The sequence below is a fragment of the Dehalococcoidales bacterium genome (genome assembly GCA_030698765.1).
GTDB lineage: Bacteria > Chloroflexota > Dehalococcoidia > Dehalococcoidales > UBA2162 > JAUYMF01.
The window spans coordinates 1-19,436 of the sequence record JAUYMF010000081.1; the positions used below are offsets into that span (position 1 = coordinate 1).

Here is a 19,436-nt window from a genome sequence, read left to right on the forward strand (position 1 = left end):
AGACAAGAGGTTAAAGGCAATCGTCGTTCACGGTACGAGGGACGTCAATGTGGCTGATCCTGCCCGGCTTGTGGAATTGAGCCAGACAATCCTGGAAAGGACCGGTGTTGTCCGGCGGCAGATCTATGACCGGTTTGGTCATGCCCGTGTCCAGGGGTATTTCAAGGGAGTAGATTACGGCTATAAAAGAGGCGAATGGCCACCCGAGCTCGGGGAAAAGCTCGAAAGTGTGGGTGGACTTGCCCAGGATTTCATGGATACGAAGAGGGCTAGAAAGGTAGCCTGTCAGAACTGTGCTCAGCGGTGTCATCAGGTCTTTCGCTGTGCTGACGGGGACTTTGTCTTTATCAAGTGCATGTCCTGGGAGGCAGGCGTGCGGGCGAGCCGGTTGATTGACATGGACTTTGCCGTGGAATTCTACCAGCGCTGTGAAAAGTACGGAGTGGACAGTATATCGCTTCCTTACATAATTGCCTTCGCCATAAATCTGTACGAAAAAGGTATCCTGACCAGAGAGGATACCGGTGGTCTGCACTTGGAATGGGAAAACGCCGATGTGGCATTCTCGCTGCTGGAAAAAATTGTGCGGCGGGAAGGTATCGGTGATGTGCTGGCTGACGGTATTTACCGGGCAGCCCGGCGGATTGGCCGGGGAGCTGAAGAACTGGCTGCCCATACCAAGAAAATTGAGAGCGGGGCTATCAGAAGAAAAGGTCCGGCTAATATAGGAAATATTAGTTCGCTGATTAATGACAAGGGCGATTCGACCAAGCTTATCGGCTCCTGGTCTGATTCCTACTGGGAACGGGCTGCTGTTGACGACCACAAAGCCAGGGAGGCGTACTTGAAGTCGGTATACTATCACTACCCTGAAGAATTCAAAAAGTACCTCATTTCTGAATCGGGGAATGGTGAAGATGATTATGAGGGAGTCTGTCTCTTTATGTCCCATCAGGAGGAGACCTATACTCTGGCTGATGCTAGCGGGCTCTGTTATTACTGGGTGGGGCATCATCCCTCACCGCCTATCGGCAGCCGTGCCCTGATCGCCGGGCTGATATCGGCGGCTACAGGGATGGATGTTGATGAAGCCGGGGCTACGGAACTGGCCAGGAGAACTGTTAACCTGGTCAGGGCCTACAATGTCCGGGCCGGCATCAGGAGAAAGGATGATAGCATACCCGGTATGCCGGACTATCCTTTATTCACCAAAGCGGTTGACAAGTGGTACGAATTGAAGGGATGGGGTAGCGACGGTATTCCGACGGCGGAAACACTGGAAGCCCTGGGTCTGGATGATGTGCGGCAGGAACTGGAACAAAGAGGGATACTGGCCCCGTCGCCTGTTCCCGTATCGTAACTTAACAGACCGGTGACGGGTTTCAGGCAGAGGCACTCATCAGTTTTGATGAGCATACCATCTTAAAAGGCATTACTCAGATAAAATAAAAGAGGTAGATAATGTTCTACGGATGGGCCGGGGCTAATTTAGAAGTCGATTTATCCCGCGGAAAGCTCAAAAAGGTAGCCGCCGACCCGAAAGTACTCGAATCCTGTCTCGGGGGACTGGGGACGAACGCCCGGATACTCTGGGATAGAGTCCCTCCCGAGGTTGATGCTTTTTCCCCCGGTAATTTGTTGATATTCGGCACCGGCGTGCTCACCGGCACCCCCGCCCCCGCTTTTAATAAAACTGTCGTTTCCTTCAAATCCCCGGTGACTGATATGGTTGCCATCAGCACCCTCGGCGGGTTCTGGGGGCCGGCTCTCAAATCGGCCGGTTATGATACACTGACTGTTTCCGGGAGGTCTGACAAACCCGTATATTTATGGATAAACGATGACCGGGTGGAACTGCGGGACGCGCGTCATCTCTGGGGTAAAAATTGTCCGCAAACTGAAAAGATACTCCGGCAGGAGTTGCAAGCGGACGATATTGAAATCCTCTACATCGGTCCGGCGGGTGAGAATGAGGTCTTTGCTGCCAGTATTGAAGGTACCAGCGCCGCCAGCGCCAGCCGTGGTGGGGCGGGGGCGGTCATGGGGAATAAAAAGCTGAAGGCGATAGCCGTCCGCGGTACCAAGGATATTAATCTGGCTGACGGCGCCAGGCTCATCGAGCTCAGTGAGCAAATCCTGCATAAGACGGGGCCCGGCGGTATGGCGTCACGGGATAATGTGGTCGGGGCGACAACTATCAGTCTGGTCAACCGGAACCTGTGGGCGGTAGACTTTTACGGGGCTGATGTGCCCGCGGCTGTCCAGGAGAAGGTCAAAGACATACCGAGAACTGTTGCCGGTTTTGCGCGAAAGTTCCGGACCCGGCAGGTATCCTGCTATAACTGTCCGAGCAAATGCAAATGAGTGTTTCCACAGCCGGATGGGGAAGGTTTTGTCATTACCAAGTGCAAGGCATTCGCTTCCCCGATAACCGTATCGCAGGTGGTGGATTATGATTTTGCCCTGAAGTTCTGGGACCTGTGCTGGAAATACGGACTGGATACCTATTCATCCTCGGAATATATCTCGTTTGCGATTGGTCTTTACCGTCAGGGTCTTCTGACACAGCAGGATACTGGTGGAATGGAGCTTGCGCACGGGAGTCCTGAGGCGGTTTTCTATCTGCTGGAGAAGATTGTCCGCCGTGAAGGTATTGGTGATGTTCTGGCCAATGGCGTTTACCGCGCTGCCCGGCAGATCGGTAACGGGGCGGAAAAATTTGCTTACCACACCAAGAAACTGGAGATTCAGACTGATTTACGCGGACGGCCCGAATATGCCCTGCCTAACGCCGTCAGCGACCGTGTGGACCGTTCCCGGCTCTTGAGCGGGGCCTCGCAGACTATCTGGCAGCACTCTCCCGAAGAAAGGGAGCAATACCTTAAGGAAGGTTTCTTCGGGTACCCCAGGGAGTTTGAGAAATACTATTTCGCTGACTGGGACCCAACGGGGGCTGATTACGAAGGACTGTGCCGGTTTGTCGCCTATGACCTGGAAACACTCAACCTGATTGAGGCCACCGGAGGCTGTCTTTTCTGGCAGCTGCATGTGCCATATCCGGCGGTAAGCCATCGTTCCCAGGTGGCCGCTTTGATTGCGGCGGCTACCGGGATGGACATTGATGAAGATAAAGCTACGGAGATAGCCAGAAGGATTATTAATCTGGTACGGGCATACAATGTCCGGGAAGGATTAAAGCGGGATGATATACCGGACATGTCCTTCCAGAAAGCGCGTATCCCTCCCTTCCAGCAGTTTGACCGGGCACTGTTTGAGAAATGGCTTGACCGTTATTACGAAATCAGGGGATGGGACAGGGATGGCATTCCGACAGGAGAGACACTGGAAGCGCTGGGTTTGGATGATGTGCGGCAGGAACTGGAGAGAAGGGGTCTGTTAACGATGTCTCCGGTACCGGCAACGCTTACCTGACCGGACGCTGTAGATTCATCTTGTTTCCCCGACGACAAGGGCGATGGCGTATTCCCTGGAATGGGATAGACTGATTGCCAGCTTGCCCAAGCCGCGGTTCCGGGCCTGGGTTCTGGCTCTACCATATAGTTTGATCGATGGCTGTCCACCGGGTTCAGCCAGTATCTCGATGTCTTTCCACCTGATACCCTTCGTCTCCGTGCCGATAGCCTTGATTACCGCCTCCTTTCCGGCAAAACGGGCCGCCAGGGAAGACGGCTTCTCGCGGTATAACCGGAGTTCCGGTTCGGTATAGACTTTCCTTAAGAATTTCTCTCCCCAGGTGTCTCTGGCTCTCCGTATGCGGGCTATTTCGATAATATCGATACCAATGTACTGCATTTGCGCTTATGTGGGCTCACTTATCAAATAGTTGGTCTATTTTACCACTAATCCCATTCCCCGATAAACCGGATTGTTATCAAAACCGGAGCTTGATAGCGTACCGATAAGGTGGTAGGCTACTGGCGATGGATATTAATCGGGGTCTGGTAGCTTGAGGTAGAAAGGAGCTAATATCAGTGAAGTATTATATCGGTACCTCCGGCTGGCATTATGACCACTGGCGGGTTCGCTTCTACCCCGAAAAGCTGCCTAAAACGAAGTGGCTCGAATTTTACGCCGCTCGTTTCAATACCGTTGAACTCAACAATAGTTTCTACCGGCTGCCTTCGGAAGCTGCTTTTACTAACTGGCGCGATTCTTCTCCGGCTGATTTTACCTTCTCGGTAAAGGTAAGCCGTCTGATTACGCACTTTAAGAAGCTCCGGGATACCGGTGAGACGGTAGGGAAGTTTATCGCCAGGGTCAGGCTGCTGGGCGATAAATTAGGCCCTCTTCTGTACCAGTTACCGCCTGACATGCGCCGCGATGATGAGCTGTTGGACTTATTTCTATCTACTCTGCCGCGGGACATAGAGCATGTCTTTGAGTTCCGGCACCGGTCCTGGCTGGAAGAGGGTGTCCTCGGCATTTTACATAACTATAATGCCGGTTTTTGCATCTTTGATATGCCTTCTCTCAGTTGTCCCTTGGTGGTGACGGCCGATTTTGCCTATATCAGATTTCATGGCAGCACCGGCCTCTACCGGAGCTCTTACTCTGATGAAAAGTTAGCCACCTGGGCGGGGAGGGTGGCAAACTTGGCTCAGGAACTGAAGGCAGTCTATATTTATTTCAACAATGATGCTGAGGCATTCGCCGTGACCAATGCATTGACGCTCCGCTCCTTTCTGGAAGCTGAAAAATAGAAAACTGAATTTACCAAGGAGACTTGACACCTGTTTAAATAGTTGCTATCATACGTCCATCCCTTAATTGCTTATCCGGCTGAATCATTGGCAAAAAGGGAAAAGCGCAGAATATCCAGACTTAATAGACTGTTCAGTATTGACATTGATCTTGCGGATGAGCTAATCTTTGACTTAAGATTAATACAAGGAGGAAAACATGAAAAGGAACTTTATCTGGGCGGCGGTGGCTGGATTGGTGGTGCTGTCTCTATTGCTGGCATCATGTGCGCCTACCACACCAACCACACCTACTACACCTACTACTCCTACTACTCCTACTACACCTACTACACCCACTACACCCACTACACCTACTACTCCCACCACGCCGACGACACCGGATGAGCCCCGGTATGGCGGGACTTTCACCTTTGCTATCCCTCGTGAGCAACCCGCTTTTGATGATGCTTACCGGGGCCGGGCGGCCACCCTTACTTACGCTCAAACTAATATGAGTTTAATGACCGGAGATTGGGCCAAGGGGCCAGCCGGAACCTTTGAAGCTGACTTTTGGACCTGGACCGCCCCTACTATCGTCCAGCAAGGTGAAATCATGGAGAGCTGGGAAGTAGTCGGGGATAATCAGGTCATCTATCACATTCGTAAAGGGATTCACTGGGCGGTTGACCCGGATAACGCGATGAGTCGCCTGGTTAACGGCAGGGAGCTGGATGCCTATGATGTGGAGTTTACCCTGAAGCGGGCATTCGATATGCTGCCTGATATCTCGGACCCGGGACCCAAGGCTTATGCTAAAAATCGGTTGACACCGGAACAGTGGCCGACATCGATAGAGGCTACAGACAAATGGACGGTGGTGGTCAAGGGCAATTCAGGGAGCTTCGGCGAGACGTTTAAATGGACTGCGCAGTCGGTTGGTATCATCGCTCCGGAAGTAATTAAAGCCGGTAAGAACTTCACTGATACCAAGAACTACGTGAGCAACGGCCCCTTTATACTGAAAGACTATGTGCCCGGGGTCGGCGCCACCTATGTGAGGAATAATAACTACTGGCGGACGGACCCCGTCGGCCCGGGTAAGGGGAACCAGTTGCCCTATATGGATGGTATCAAGATGTTTATTATTGCGGATGCGTCCACCCGTCTGTCGGCGATGCGTACCGGCAAGATCGATTACCTCCGTGAAATCTCTCGCGAGGACGGTGATTCTCTCCTTCAAGGCAACCCCGCGCTGGAAACGGCGAGTATCCCAATGACTTCTTACGGTCTGGCGATGAGGACGGACAAACCGGAGCAGCCCTGGTATAACGTCAAGGTAAGACAGGCTTTACAGATGGGTATGGACCGGCAGGCGATAATCAAAGACTACTATGGCGGTAGTGCTGAAATTCTGGCTTTCCCGATAGATGCCTACCCTATCTGGAAAGGAGTCGGGGCGGCGGTGGCGCTTGAGGACCTGCCGGCAAATGTCAAGGAACTTTTCGAGTACAATCCGGATAAGGCGAAGCAATTGCTGGCAGAGGCGGGCTATCCTAATGGCTTCAAGATGGAGGTAGTCCTGGAGCAACTCGATGTTGACGAGGTCTCCGTGCTGAAAGACCAGTTGGCAAAGATTGGCGTTGACCTGCAACTCTCGGTGAAAGAGCGCGGTGTCTATGTCTCTATCGAGCAGGGCCGGACCCATTCTGAGGGGATTTATCGCAGTATCGGTGGTGCACCTTATGCCTGGCACCAGTTCCAGTCGAATGACCCTGCTAATTCCAGCATGGTGAACGATCCGAAGACCGAGCAGTACGTTGCCGAATTCGGTAAATATTTTATGCTTAACGATGCCAAGGCTTATCCGCTATTGGCTGAGTGGGCTCCTCATGCTCTGGAACAGGCGTGGTACCTGCAGTTCCCGACGCCCTACACCTATACCCTGTGGTGGCCCTGGGTCAAGAATTTCCATGGTGAATGGGCACTCGGCGCTACTGACCGCGAAGGATTCACCAAGTATATCTGGATTGACCAGGAACTCAAGCGGTCAATGGGGTATTAGAGTATTTAATACTAACCGGAAGTAGTCAGAAGGGGGGCTGGAATTTATTCCAGCCCCCCTTACTTTTTAATCGGTCACTAGTAGCTTGTATCGCTTGAATTGTACGATCGCAATGACAGTTTTGGTGGCTCTATTAAACGAAGGATTAACTGTTACAACGTACTAGTTCTTTAGTCTGAAACACAGAATCACTTCCAGTCCGGCGGCGGCCACCGGTTATAAATGCGGCGGGCGGCCCCCAGGCGCTCCAGATGAAGCCGTCCATCGAAGGGTAAAATATGGGCACAAACTGGTTTCCCGGTCATTAACGCCGGTTGGGACCGGGAGTCTCCATTTTGACTTTTGCTACGGCCGTAACTATAATTCTTATTGTTTGAGAGTACCGGCGTGAATAAGGTGTGATCAAAGCCGGGAGCGCACAGTACAGGAGGTAGTATGCTAACCGTATGGGAAGCCATAAAAATGAGACGCAGTATCCGTAAATTTACTCCTGATAATGTCCCGGATGAACTTATTGAACAGATGCTTGAGGCTGCCAGACTGGCGCCATCAGGGCATAACCGGCAGCCATGGCGCTTTCTGGTAGTCAGGAATCAACAGCAGAAAGACGAGCTATGCCGTATGTGCCGCGGGCAGCGGTTTATCCAGGAGGCGCCGGTAGTGATTGTTTGCTTTGGTGACCTGAATCGATACTCGCTGATGGCTTCCAGGCAGGTGCACCATGAACTCGTGGAATTGGGCGTTACTGACGGGCAGTCAAGTTATTTACTGGAAGCCGGACAGAGTCCTGCGGAGGGTATGTCTGCCATGTCTCTTCAGGATGCTCTGATACATCTGAAGGCTAACAGCTATATCGCCATTGAACACCTGGTCTTGATGGCTGCCGCCCTGGGGCTGGGTACTTGCTGGGTTAGCCGGGTCAGTGGACGGGCTGATGTTAACCATCTCTTTTCTTTAGCTGATAACCTGGTACCGGTTGCCCTGGTAGCCTTAGGCTATCCGGCAGGTGAACTGCCCCCGCCGCGACCTCGCCTCAGTCTTGAGGAGATTGTGCTGAAGCCATAGACCGGGTGGGTGGTACGTTGTTAGCCCGGAAAGAGCATTATTCCCTGGTGTGAGGCTAAGGAATGTTTGGGTTGTATTTGATTCATCGCGGAGTGAACACGCTTCCATAATGTATGCCATTCAGGCGGAGCTAATCTTATCCGCCGGGCAGTTCTGATTTCACGGGGGAGTGTCGGAACTGGCAGACGAGCATGACTTAGGATCATGTGCCGTAAGGCGTGGGGGTTCGAGTCCCCCCTTCCCCATTTTTGTGATACAAATGTTCTATTGTTCAAGCCTTCTTCAAGCGTTTCCGCAGCCTGAAAAGCGTCGGGCTAACCACTACCACAGCTCCGCTCCCAATGATAACCGGCATTGCCGATGAACCGGAAAGTTATCTGTTATATTCAGCGATAAGCCTGTCCAGTTCCTCCTGGCTCAGTGGTTGCATATCTTCTACGCTGTTCTCTTTCACCGGGGAGGTCTATTCCTGCTGGCTCAGGGACTGGATTTCCCCGATTTAACCATTTTCAACCGCCGACTTCTGATTGTTGGTTAGGGACTTCGTTTCCCCGCTCTCCGGCCTGGCAGGACAATGGACAACCCATCAGCACCTGTGATTATCCGATCCCCGACTCTCAAAATCCCCAGGCCAAATCGTTGCTATTAGAAAGCGGTCACCGTAAAATAGAGAAAGCGATAGAAAAGGAATTAATGGCATGGCGAAAAAGAATCCCCTTAAAGTTACTGATACTACCTTTCGGGACGGCCAGCAGTCGATTATGGCTACCCGTATGCAATCCGGAGATATGGCTAATATCGCTGCCGAAATGAACCGGGCTGGTTTCTACTCTATGGAAGTCTGGGGAGGGGCAACTTTTGATGTGGCCCTCCGTTTCTTGAATGAGGATCCCTGGGATAGACCTCGTATCCTCAAGAAAATGCTGCCGGACACACCACTGCAAATGCTGCTCAGGGGCCAGAGTCTGGTCGGGTATCGCCATTACGCTGATGACGTCGTAAACACCTTCGTACACCATGCTGCTGAGGTTGGGATTGACATCTTCCGGGTATTCGATGCCTTGAATGACGAGCGTAACCTGGAAACCTGCCTCAGGGCTATAAAGGAATCCGGTAAGCATGCTCAGCTCTCCATCTGCTACTCACTTACCGAGCGTAAGATGGGGGGCCCGGTATATAACCTGGACTACTACATCAAAAAGGCACAAATACTGCAGGATATGGGAGCCGATAGCATCTGTATCAAGGACATGGCAGGGATTCTTTCACCTGATGACGCCTATACCCTGGTCAAGGCGCTTAAACGGTTTCTCAAGGTGCCGCTGCAGCTACATACCCACTATACCAGTGGTATGGCATCCATGACCTGCCTCAAAGCCATTGAGTCAGGAGTAGATATTATTGATACCGCCCTTGCTCCGTTTGCTTTGAGGTCATCACATCAGGCCATTGAACCGCTCATAGTTGCCCTGCAGGGGACTGTACGGGATACTGGCCTTGACTTGAACCGTATGCTTACCCTGGGAGAGTATCTTGAGTCTATAGCTCCTAAGTACCGCGAATATTTAAATCAAACCAGGCTATCGGTCATTGATACCGGTGTGCTGGTGCATCAAATTCCCGGAGGTATGATTTCCAATCTGGTCACCCAGCTTCGCCAGGTTAATGCTCTTGATAAGCTTGAGCAAGTTTATCAAGAGATACCACGCATTCGCAAGGAGTTGGGCTATCCACCCCTGGTCACTCCTACCAGTCAGATAGTTGGTGTTCTGGCTGTCCAGAACGTGATTGCTGGTCGCTATAAACTGATACCAACCCAGGTAATGGACTACTGTCGTGGCTTGTACGGGCATCCCCCGGCTCCCATTGACCCTGACGTGCAACGAAAAGTACTCAACTATGTCAAGGGCGATAAACCCATAATAGATTGCCGCCCGGCAGACTTGCTTGATCCGGAGCTGGACAGGACCCGGGAATCAATCAAGGACTTCACCCGGGACATCGGTGACATTCTTACCGTGGCTCTCTATCCTGACACCGGACTCCGCTTTGTGAAGCGGAAGTATGGACTAGATGACCCATCTCCGAAGTAATATTTGACTGGGGAGTCATGTAATTAAAACGCCTTTACTCCCAATTCATGCGCCGCCTGTTTAGGATACTCCGGCTCGGAAAGCAACAGGCGACCAAAGGCAACCATATCTACCATATCCTGCTCAACGATGGTATTGGCATAGTGAGCGTCAGTAATGTTCCCTACCCCGATTACGGGGATTTCCACTGTATCTTTAATAGCCCGGGCCAGAGGCACAAAATAACCCTGCTCGGTGAAACGATCACGACCGGAACCGCCCAGACCACCGGAAATATCGATGACGTCGACTCCGCTCTGCTCCAAACGAGGCGCGATAAGCTTTGCTTCATTTCCAGTGAGGCCGCCCTCTAGCATATCATCGGCGCCAAAGCGGTAAAATAGAGGTGTATCTTCGCCAATTCTGCCTCTAACTTCGCTGATTGTTTCCAGTGGGAGATGGAGCCGCCCTTCCCAATTGCCACCATATTCATCTTGGCGCCGGTTAGTGTAAGGGGAGAGGAACTGACTGAGAAGATAGCCATGAGCTCCGTGCAATTCCACAATATCAAAGCCCGCCTCAACCGCCCGGCGTGCTGCCGCGCTGAAAGCCGTTACTATATTCTTTATCTCTTCGATAGTAAACGGTCTGGGTACCTCTTCATCACCGGGAACAGGTATATTCCAGGGGCCGGCAGGCTGCTCCTTGATTATCTCCCGGGTAGTTCTCGACCCTGAATGGGTTAGCTGTATACCCACTCTGGCGCCCTCACGATGTATGGCCTGGACCAGACGCCGCAGGCCGTCCAGAAGCTTATCATCATATATTCCAAGCTGCCCGTCAGACATTTTGCCATTTGCTGACACATAGGTATGCTCCAGGATAATCAGTCCTACTCCACCCTTGGCCCTGGCCCCATAATGTTTAATATGCCGGTCAGTAACCTCACCATCTTTTGTAGCCATTTTTGTGGCCATCGGCGGCATAACCAAGCGGTTTTTAATTTTGAGCCCTCTAATTTCGATAGAGTCGAAAAGTCCTGACATATCCTGTGTCCCCCCTTTCTCTATACTTATTCCCAAGACAATACCACTCCGCCTCTCTTATGATGCGCATTATATCATGGGTTACTGACCGGTCAAAATATATACTATTCCCGAGAGTGATAATTGCGGAAAAGTTGTCAATCCAAATGACAGCCTCCGCATCGTTGCATCTCGGTTCGGCCCAACGATCAGTCCCATTGCCAGGAGTGGGGCATCAACAGGTTCGGTATAACCGGGGAAAGCGGGATTTCCCGGGTCGGTGAGAGAAGACAAAAGTGTCAACAGTGCGCAGGTGCGGACTTACTTTCCTATTATTGATTCCCATCTTGCAGGGAGAAAGGCCGGGTATCTTTGCTGAAGATACCCGGCCTCCGGGAAAAGAATTTCTAGCGGAGCTCAGGCACCGGGTTTGGTCTCTTCACTTACACCTTTCCAGGCCTCTCCTTCTCTTTTAGCACGCTCCAGTATTGTCTGTTCCGCGGTACGGTAGTCCTTATAGGGCTTGTCCCGGAGAGTCAGGTACTCCCGAAGCGGTAGCTTGCGGAATACCTCACCCCACTCTTTCAGTGGCTCAGTCTGGCTCAGTTGCTCCTGCATCAGGGCTGTTATCTCCAGTCCCAGCTTCCATCCCATGAACTCGTACGCTTTCTGTAACATCCTTTTGCGGATGCTGTTTGCCTGCCAGGGAATCAGCGCCACCCGTTTGGCAAAGGCCTCGGTAAACTCGTCAATGTCCGGCTGGGGAACACAATATGTTGCCGCGCCCAGGCGGTGCATTTCCTCACCGGTGATGCTGTCACCGGTGTAGACCATCTCCGCCGCCTTCATTTTGGGCAGGAACCAGGGGAACCACATCAGGTCAGGAGCAGACATGGCCCTGATTGCCGGGTAGCCGAACTGGCAGTCAGGGGTAGTTACCAGCAGGTCGCAAACACTCATTAAGTCCGAGCCGCCTGCCAGGACGTAACCGTGAGTTTGCGCGATGACTATCTTGGATAGCTCCCATATCTGCCAGTACTGGTTGACCAGGTAGCGGTGCCAGTGCGAATCGCCGATGTACTGGGAGCCGAAGTCAGGTTCCGGAGTCCCGGCATTACCGCCTCCCAGGTCATAGCCGGTGCTGAAGGCGCGCCCGGCGCCTTTGATGATAATCGCATTGATATCTTTATCACGCTCGGCGACCTTGAGGGCGTGGAAAAGCTCGGCGCGAAGCTGGTGGCTCAGAGCATTCAGTCTCTCCGGCCGGTTCATGGTGACCTTGGCCACGTGCGTCTCGTGGTCTGCCTCGTAAATGACCACCTTGTAGTCCAGGGGTTTGTTGTACCAGCTGTCCCCATGTATCTCAAAGGGTTCTCTGGGAGCGTTCAAGTCCATTTCCATGCCCTTTTGCAACGCTGCCGCTGCCGGGTCAGGCTGTCTGCCTCTATCGTATGCCATCGGGAATTCCTCCTATTTCAAATCTTCCATTTGCTTTTATAACCATTGCTTTTATCGCATTTATCACAGGCAGTCTATGGTGAGCAGAAAGTTGACTGCCCTCTCTCGATTATATTAACCGCTGTCTGCCGATAATCACCACCTCCTTCGGTTTGAGCTCAGTTGTATCCTGATTGTAAACTTGTATCCCCCGTCATCTATTTAAAATAGATATAAGGCGTTTACTGGCCAGGGTAATTAAGAGTCTGTCACAGGGCGGCATTCAATGATAAGGTGGCTAGTCCCGCAATCGTCTTAGTTCAATGATGACCGGGTTCTCGGCATCCGGGCAGGCGAGCCGGGTGACATCAGGGTCGGCTTCCCAGGGGAGTGTTCCCCCGAACATCAGTACCCGGGCGGTGGGATACAGCGAATGGAAAGCGGAAAAACAGATGCCCTCTGGAGTTTTCCCGGATATTAGCCACTCATCACCAACCTTGTGGCCGGCGCCGCAGTGTCCCTTTTGCGATACTACTTTAGCGATGATATCATATTTTTTTGCCATGTTCCCTCTCCTTTAGTTTACTTAGAGATGTTCTCCCGGCTTTTTACTACAGCCAGGAAGCTCATGAATAGTCTAGTATAGTAGTTCAGACTGCCGGGCGTCAAACCCGGAATCAGCGGTGATGGCGGTGGATATTTTGACATACCGAGTACAGATATGAAACAATAAGGCTCTACCAGAGGTAAGTGTCGTATTGGGTAAATTCTGCTGGGGGGCAGCTTTTCTCGGAGAGAGAGAGATTGGTAAAGGAGGTGGCAGTATCGGTTATTTCTGAAGCGGGATATCATAAACGCAAAAATTATTTTAATGGAGGTAAATAGTGGCTTACGAGACTATTATTTATGAGAAGAAAAACCGGGTAGCTTATATTACACAGAACCGCCCTGACGCTTTGAACGCATTGAGCTTCCAGATGAGCGCGGAGTTGATTGAGGCTTTTCAGGAAGCCGACAATGACGATGAAGTCTATGTTTCAGTGCTGACCGGGGTGGGGCGGGGCTTCAATGTGGGCGCTGACCAGAAAGAAGCGGCCCGGGTGTCACGTACCGGGGAGCGCCGGGGTGGCTACGGCGGCTACAGCGCACCAGCGAAAGCAAAAAAGCCGGTAGTCTGCGCGATTAACGGTATCTGTGCCGGCGGTGGACTGATTCTCCTGGGTGGCTGTGATGTGGTCATCTGTACTGATGACACCACCTTTTTTGACCCGCATGTGGAGATAGGCTGGCTGCCTCTGGGTGAGACCTTTGCTAGTGCGACTTATATCCCTTACGGAATAGCCATGCGCATGGCGCTGATGGGTAATTCGGAAAGAATGAATGCGGAGCGGGCTTACCAGATTGGTCTGGTCAGCGAGGTGGTGTCCAAGGACAAATTGATGCCGCGGGCAACGGAAATCGCCGAGATCATTGCTTCCAAGGCACCCCTGGCAACCAGATGGATACGGCGGGTAATGCGCCAGATTATGATTGATGACCCTCATGCCGTACCGATGGCGGAGGCGGAGAGGTGGGTGCATATGCCGGTGAACCGCTCACATGACGGGATTGAGGGGCCCCGTTCCTTTGCTGAGAAGCGCAAACCGGAGTGGAACGGTGAAGGTGGGCCGCTGGAGAGACAGACAAGGAACTTTTAAAGATAGGTAGGTGTGGCTTAGAAGGGAGCTCATTCAGGTGGGCTCCCTTATCTATTTTATGACCTTCTGCCCGACAAAGGGCTGGAGAACTGCGGGAACGGAGATGCTGCCATCCGCTTGTTGGTAGTTTTCCATTATGGCGATGAGGATGCGGGGTAAGGCTAAGCCGGAGCCGTTCAGGGTGTGGACAAACTCGGGCCTGGCGTTAGACTCGGGACGGTAGCGGATGTTGGCGCGCCTTGCCTGGAAGTCGGTGCAGTTGGAGCAGGAACTGGCCTCAAGCCATTCCTGGCAGCCGGGCGCCCAGACTTCAATATCGTAGGACTTGGTGGAGGCAAAGCTGATGTCGGCGGTGCAGAGCTGGACGACACGGTAGGGTAGCTCCAGCGCCTGGCAGACCTCTTCGGCATCGCTGACCAGTTTTTCCAGTTCCTGGTCAGAATTTGCTGGCTCGGTGAACTTGTAAAGCTCCACCTTGTCAAACTGGTGCCCGCGCTTGATACCGCGCGTGTCCTTGCCGGCGGACATTTTTTCGCGGCGGAAGCAGGCGGTATAGGCGACATAATATATCGGCAGGACTCCCGGGGCAATGATTTCATCGCGGTGCAGGTTGGTAATCGGGACTTCCGCGGTGGGTACGAACCACAGGTCATCCTCAGCGTCATGGTAGAGGTTATCGGCGAATTTGGGCAGGTTGCCGGAGCTGATCATGGCCTCCCGCTTTACCATGAAGGGCGGGTATATTTCCAGGTAGCCGTGCTTGGTGGTATGAAGGTCAAGCATGAAGGCGATCAGCGCTCTTTGCAGCCGGGCGCCCAGCCCTTTGAGTATATAAAAACGGCTGCCGGACAGTTTTACTCCTCTATCAAAGTCAATGATGTCCAGGGACTCGCCCAGCTCCCAGTGGGGACGTGGGTGGAACTCGAACTTCCCGGGCTCCCGCCAGGTACGCACGATAACATTATCGCTTGCATCCGCGCCAATTGGTACGGAGGGGTGGGGTATATTGGGTATCTGGAGAAGAAGGTCGGCGAGCTGACTGTCAAGATACCTGACCTCTTCTTCCAGGCTTTTGATCATGGCGCGCAGGTCACGGCCCTCTTCAGCGCTTTCCTTATCCGTTTTTCTCTCCCGGGCGGCTTCTTTGCGTTCGTGTCTCAGGCTCTCCAGCTCTACCAGCTTCTGGCGGCGGTCAGCGTCAAGCTGCAGGATTTCATCCAGCGGAGTGGTATCCTGGCGGCTGGCGATGGCTCGCTGTACCAGTTCGGCGTTTTCCCGGATAAATTTCAGGTCAAGCATCAGTTCTCCTCATGGTATTTTAGCATATTAGTTGTGGAAACCCTATCCCTCGCCTGCCGAAGCCTCGTGCGGCGAGCAGGCCCGTGTTCCCTTTTACTTCTCTATTTCCCCGTCTGTCATTCCGGCGGAAGCCGGAATCCAGTCTTTCACCCCCTCCGCCCCTGGATTCCGTGTCAAGCCTGTCCTGGCGACAGTCCAGGGCACGGAATGACAAGACAGCAAGAGGGGCTTCGTCCCTCTTAGACTTCCATGCTTAAATCCCTCTCGCTCTCCCTTTTTCAAAGGGAGAAGCCTTTCACCGCTCCCCCTTTCGTAAAGGGGGACTCAGGGGGATTTTCCCACTGGCTTCGCCCCTCTTAGACTTCCCTTGCGCATTGTTATTGCGAGACCATCCCGATTCATCGGGAAGCGAAGCAATCCGGGTGGGGTATGTTTTGCCGCCTCCCCTCACGGATTGCTTCGTCGCTACGCTCCTCGCAATGACACGACCATCCAAACCCGGTTAATACTTATTTTACCCCTTCTCCCTCAACTGCGGGAAGAGAATCACCTCTCTGATTGAGGGCTGGTTGGTGAGCAGCATTACCAGGCGGTCAATGCCCACCCCCAGCCCTCCGGTGGGGGGCATGCCGTACTCCAGCGCCTGGAGGAAGTCTTCGTCAACGGTCTCCGCTTCCTCAGTGACTGACTGTTCTTTGCTCACCATTGGCTTTTTGCCCGGAACCAGTTCTGCCTTGTATGCCATCTGTTTCTGGAAGCGCTGCCGCTGCTCTACAGGGTCGTTAAGCTCGGTAAAAGCATTGGCGATCTCCATTCCGCCGGCAAAGGCTTCAAACCGCTCTACCAGGCGTTCGTCACCCGGCTTCTTCTTGGCTAAGGGTGACATTTCCACCGGGTAGTCGATAAGAAAGGTGGGTTGTACCAGGTGAGGCTCAACGAATGTGGAAATAAGCTCATCTACCAGTCGACCCCGGTCTTTCTGCGGATCAACCTCCATTTTCAGCCTTGTCATCTCGTTTCTGAGGGAATCGGCATCGGGGAATTGCATAAAATCGATGCCGCTGTATTCCTTAATTGCCCGGCGCAGGTTGAGACGCCGCCACGGTGGCTTAAAGCTGATCGCGCTGTCACCGAACCTGACCTGGTCGGTGCCCAGCACCTGGCGGCTGACCCGGGATACCATTCTCTCCAGCATTTTCATGACATCATTGTAGTCGGCATAGGCCTCGTAGCTTTCCAGGGTGGTGAACTCGGGGTTGTGCCTGGTGGAGATGCCTTCATTGCGGAAAATGCGTCCCAGTTCATAGACCTTGTCCAGCCCGCCGATGATGAGCCTCTTCAAGTGAAGCTCGGTGGCGATGCGTAAATAGAAGTCCTGGTCGAGTGCCTGGTGGTGGGTAACGAAGGGACGGGCCAGGGCGCCGCCAGCCGATGGCTGGAGCACCGGCGTTTCCACTTCCAGAAATCCCTTCCGGTTAAGAAACTGCCGGATGGCGGCGATTACCCGGCTGCGTATCTTAAAGGTTTCCCGCGTCTCCGGGTTGCTGATCAAGTCCAGGTAGCGCTGCCGGTAGCGGGTATCAACATCAGCCAGTCCGTGCCACTTCTCCGGCAGGGGCTGGAGAGATTTAGCCAGCAGGGTGAACCCGGCTACTGCTATGGTAGGTTCGCCGGTCCTGGTGCGCAGCAGGTTACCCCTGACCCCGATAAAGTCGCCGATGTCCAGGTCCTTAAATAGCTGAACCTGGACTTCATCAAGTCTATCAATGTCCTGGAATAGTAGCTGAATCTTGCCCGAACCGTCACGGATGTCACTGAAGGCACTCTTGCCCATTCTTCTTATTGCCGTAATCCGTCCGGCGACACTGGCTTCATCCCTGCTGGTCAGACCCTCTTCTTTTTGCTTGAGCAGTTCGGCGGCTTGCTCCGCGGTGTGGCTGCGTGGGTAGCGGTGGGGGTAGGGTTCAATACCACGGGCACGAAGCCGTGCCAGCTTTTCCAGTCGCTGCTGAGCGATACTTTCTAATCTGGATGTCATCTTTCTCCTGCGTCCTTATCATATAATAAAAAGCTCTTGAGCGCCAGACTCGCCGCCCTTATATTAGCCATCCCGGCAAGAAGCTGTGAATTTGTGAGATTTGAGCGAAGTCTAAATTTACCGGAGTAACCCACTGATGGTATTCGGGTAGCCGCTGCTTATCCTGACTGGCTAGGTGTTTCCTTAACAAACACTTTTGAGGCCGGTACGGATTGACCCATTTGCTCACGTAGAGTATCCAGCCAGGCGACTGATTTTACTTCCCGCTCGAGGAGGTATTTCAGGTAGTCCCGCATCACCGTTTCCAGCTCATGGGATAGTTCCCGGTTTATTTTGAGCCTGCCGACTGTATCGTAGTCATGGCTTTGTATCAACCGCAACACTTTTAGCGCATTGACGGAGAGCGAATAGCGGGATGGCTGGGTATGACAGCAGTCCGGGCAGAGCACGCCACCGGTACTGGAGCAGAACCAGTTGGTGGTGGGTGTCAGCGGCTGGTGGCAGGCAACACACTGCTGGAGCTGGGGCCGGTAACCAACTTCATTGAGCAGGTGCAGCTCAAAATGGCGCAGGGCCAGTTCACTATCGCCGGGCTGGCATAACCGCTGCATGGTATCAAGGAGTAACTGGAATAGGGGCTGGTTCTCGATATGCTCGGCGGTGAACTGGTTGACCAGCTCGGTGGTATACAGAGCGCAGGAGGCCAGACGCAGGTCAGTCTTCAGGGGTAGAAAGCTATCGATGGTCTGGCTGCCGGTGATGGTGTCCAGGTTGCGGCCGCGGGCTAATGATACCAGGCTGTGGGTGAGTAGCTCCAGGTGTCCGGCGAGCTTGCTTCTGGTCTTGCGGAGGCTTTTAGCAAAGCCCTGGATTTTACCCAGGTGGGGGGTATAGAGAGTGAGGATGCTGTCCGCTTCTCCCAGTCTGGTCTTCTTGATGATGATGGCTTCGGTCTGATAAGTACGTGGCCCGGACATAATAGCTATAATTTCCCGACTCTCGTTTTTATCATGTTCCTTATTTTATCATAAGAGGGGGGTGGCCCTGTCCTCACCTGTTTATTGTCGATAAAAAGGGCATCGCTAAGTCCCCATTCCAGGAAATTATCCCGGTTGAAAGTGTCAATATGGTGAAAAACTACCTTATCTCCAAACCCGGCGGCAGCCCGTTTTGCCCTCTCGAAGACCATGTTCTGGGCCGGACACCACCCGTTTAAGAATGCGGTTACGGTTACTTTGCCAGCGATTACTCCTGGCCTTTTTCTTTGCCTGATCCATTTCGGAGGTACGGCGTCAGTGGTGAAAGGTTTCCAGAGCAGGACCGGCCCCAGGAACCCTTGTTTGTCCGCCCTGGTATAGCCATGTTTGCTGAACCAGGATGCTTTCATCCAGAAAGGCAACGGAATCCCCCAGGCGGCAATCCCCTTTGCCCCCAAAGCCCCGGCATCATCTTCCGCAGCCTGGAGCAAGGCTCTCCCCATGCCCCTTTTCTGAAAGTTGCCCCTGCCTGATTTATGACCATGCACCCAGATACAGTTTATGAAGTAAAGGTCTCTGCCTGCCGCAAAGGAGTGCTCAATGGGGATGTACTGAATCATCCCGCCGACCTCTCCGCTATTGTCCAGTGCCAGCTTGACGCGGAGTCCCCTGCCCTTCATCTTATCGTACCAGGTCGCTTTGTGGTCGCCAGCTTCCTTAATTTCGTCAGACCAGTCTTCAAGGCAGAGAAAATAGAGTTGTTTGTGCTCATCCTTAAGGTCGATTATTTCCATTTGTAACCTCACCTCCTTTATCAGGCTGTCTGAAAATGGTTTCCTTGTCATTGCGAGGAGGCGTAGCCGACGTGGCAATCTGAGAGGTGGGGTACCCTTCCCCACAGCTGCTGATAAGAACCGTGATAAGCGGCAGTGACAGGAAGGCAACCAGACGGCTCATAATCTTAACCTCCCTGGTGATGTTATCGGGAAGTTTAAAACTCTTGCCTGCCCTCAATGGCGCGGGTGAGGGTAACGTCATCGGCGTATTCCAGCTCGGTGCCG

The 19,436-nt window shown here is 52.9% G+C and carries 17 protein-coding genes and 1 tRNA gene; 9 read left to right on the forward strand and 9 right to left on the reverse strand.

The window, feature by feature from the left end; all coding sequences use genetic code 11:
• The 3 genes from Q8Q07_03615 to Q8Q07_03625 form a co-directional block, all read left to right on the forward strand.
• Positions 1 to 1,360, forward strand: a 1,360-nt coding sequence (locus Q8Q07_03615; GenBank protein MDP3879379.1) for an aldehyde ferredoxin oxidoreductase C-terminal domain-containing protein, incomplete at its 5' end; no start/stop codon positions are given.
• Positions 1,361 to 1,461: 101 nt separating this feature from the next.
• A complete protein-coding gene (locus tag Q8Q07_03620; GenBank protein MDP3879380.1) occupies positions 1,462 to 2,364 on the forward strand; it encodes an aldehyde ferredoxin oxidoreductase N-terminal domain-containing protein in 903 nt (300 codons plus the stop codon).
• The gene (locus tag Q8Q07_03625) at positions 2,365 to 3,432 is read left to right on the forward strand and encodes an aldehyde ferredoxin oxidoreductase C-terminal domain-containing protein (protein MDP3879381.1); all 1,068 of its coding nucleotides are present in this window, start codon (positions 2,365 to 2,367) and stop codon (positions 3,430 to 3,432) included.
• 15 nt (positions 3,433 to 3,447) lie between these two features.
• Here the strand turns inward: Q8Q07_03625 and acpS are convergent, their stop codons facing one another.
• A complete protein-coding gene (acpS, locus tag Q8Q07_03630) occupies positions 3,448 to 3,813 on the reverse strand; it encodes a holo-ACP synthase (protein MDP3879382.1) in 366 nt (121 codons plus the stop codon).
• Between the two features lie 179 nt (positions 3,814 to 3,992).
• On the opposite strand from acpS, the gene Q8Q07_03635 reads away from it, so the two are divergent.
• The 5 genes from Q8Q07_03635 (at position 3,993) to Q8Q07_03655 (ending at position 9,923) form a co-directional block, all read left to right on the forward strand.
• Positions 3,993 to 4,721: a DUF72 domain-containing protein gene (locus tag Q8Q07_03635; GenBank protein MDP3879383.1), complete on the forward strand. Its 729-nt coding sequence runs from the start codon at positions 3,993 to 3,995 to the stop codon at positions 4,719 to 4,721.
• Positions 4,722 to 4,920: 199 nt separating this feature from the next.
• A complete protein-coding gene (locus Q8Q07_03640; protein ID MDP3879384.1) occupies positions 4,921 to 6,765 on the forward strand; it encodes an ABC transporter substrate-binding protein in 1,845 nt (614 codons plus the stop codon).
• A 435-nt stretch (positions 6,766 to 7,200) separates the two neighbouring features.
• Entirely contained in the window at positions 7,201 to 7,830 is a 630-nt protein-coding gene (locus tag Q8Q07_03645; protein ID MDP3879385.1) for a nitroreductase family protein, read from the forward strand.
• A gap of 163 nt (positions 7,831 to 7,993) precedes the next feature.
• A tRNA-Leu gene (locus Q8Q07_03650) sits at positions 7,994 to 8,075 on the forward strand.
• Between the two features lie 453 nt (positions 8,076 to 8,528).
• Positions 8,529 to 9,923, forward strand: coding sequence for a pyruvate carboxylase subunit B (locus Q8Q07_03655; protein ID MDP3879386.1), 1,395 nt, complete (start codon positions 8,529 to 8,531; stop codon positions 9,921 to 9,923).
• A 23-nt stretch (positions 9,924 to 9,946) separates the two neighbouring features.
• Here the strand turns inward: Q8Q07_03655 and Q8Q07_03660 are convergent, their stop codons facing one another.
• The 3 genes from Q8Q07_03660 to Q8Q07_03670 form a co-directional block, all read right to left on the reverse strand.
• Positions 9,947 to 10,948: an NADH:flavin oxidoreductase gene (locus Q8Q07_03660; GenBank protein MDP3879387.1), complete on the reverse strand. Its 1,002-nt coding sequence runs from the start codon at positions 10,946 to 10,948 to the stop codon at positions 9,947 to 9,949.
• Between the two features lie 396 nt (positions 10,949 to 11,344).
• Positions 11,345 to 12,385, reverse strand: coding sequence for an enoyl-CoA hydratase/isomerase family protein (locus tag Q8Q07_03665; protein ID MDP3879388.1), 1,041 nt, complete (start codon positions 12,383 to 12,385; stop codon positions 11,345 to 11,347).
• 277 nt (positions 12,386 to 12,662) lie between these two features.
• Entirely contained in the window at positions 12,663 to 12,929 is a 267-nt protein-coding gene (locus tag Q8Q07_03670; protein MDP3879389.1) for a TIGR04076 family protein, read from the reverse strand.
• A gap of 319 nt (positions 12,930 to 13,248) precedes the next feature.
• On the opposite strand from Q8Q07_03670, the gene Q8Q07_03675 reads away from it, so the two are divergent.
• A complete protein-coding gene (locus tag Q8Q07_03675; GenBank protein ID MDP3879390.1) occupies positions 13,249 to 14,061 on the forward strand; it encodes an enoyl-CoA hydratase/isomerase family protein in 813 nt (270 codons plus the stop codon).
• A 51-nt stretch (positions 14,062 to 14,112) separates the two neighbouring features.
• Here the strand turns inward: Q8Q07_03675 and serS are convergent, their stop codons facing one another.
• The 5 genes from serS to Q8Q07_03700 all read right to left on the reverse strand — a co-directional run.
• Entirely contained in the window at positions 14,113 to 15,360 is a 1,248-nt protein-coding gene (gene serS / locus Q8Q07_03680; GenBank protein MDP3879391.1) for a serine--tRNA ligase, read from the reverse strand.
• Between the two features lie 514 nt (positions 15,361 to 15,874).
• Positions 15,875 to 17,398, reverse strand: coding sequence for a lysine--tRNA ligase (gene lysS / locus Q8Q07_03685; GenBank protein ID MDP3879392.1), 1,524 nt, complete (start codon positions 17,396 to 17,398; stop codon positions 15,875 to 15,877).
• A 158-nt stretch (positions 17,399 to 17,556) separates the two neighbouring features.
• Positions 17,557 to 18,375, reverse strand: coding sequence for a DNA repair protein RecO (gene recO, locus Q8Q07_03690; protein ID MDP3879393.1), 819 nt, complete (start codon positions 18,373 to 18,375; stop codon positions 17,557 to 17,559).
• Positions 18,376 to 18,380: 5 nt separating this feature from the next.
• Entirely contained in the window at positions 18,381 to 19,169 is a 789-nt protein-coding gene (locus tag Q8Q07_03695; protein ID MDP3879394.1) for a GNAT family N-acetyltransferase, read from the reverse strand.
• The coding region (locus Q8Q07_03700; GenBank protein MDP3879395.1) for a hypothetical protein at positions 19,150 to 19,436 on the reverse strand (287 nt) is incomplete at its 5' end. The genes Q8Q07_03695 and Q8Q07_03700, both read right to left, overlap by 20 nt.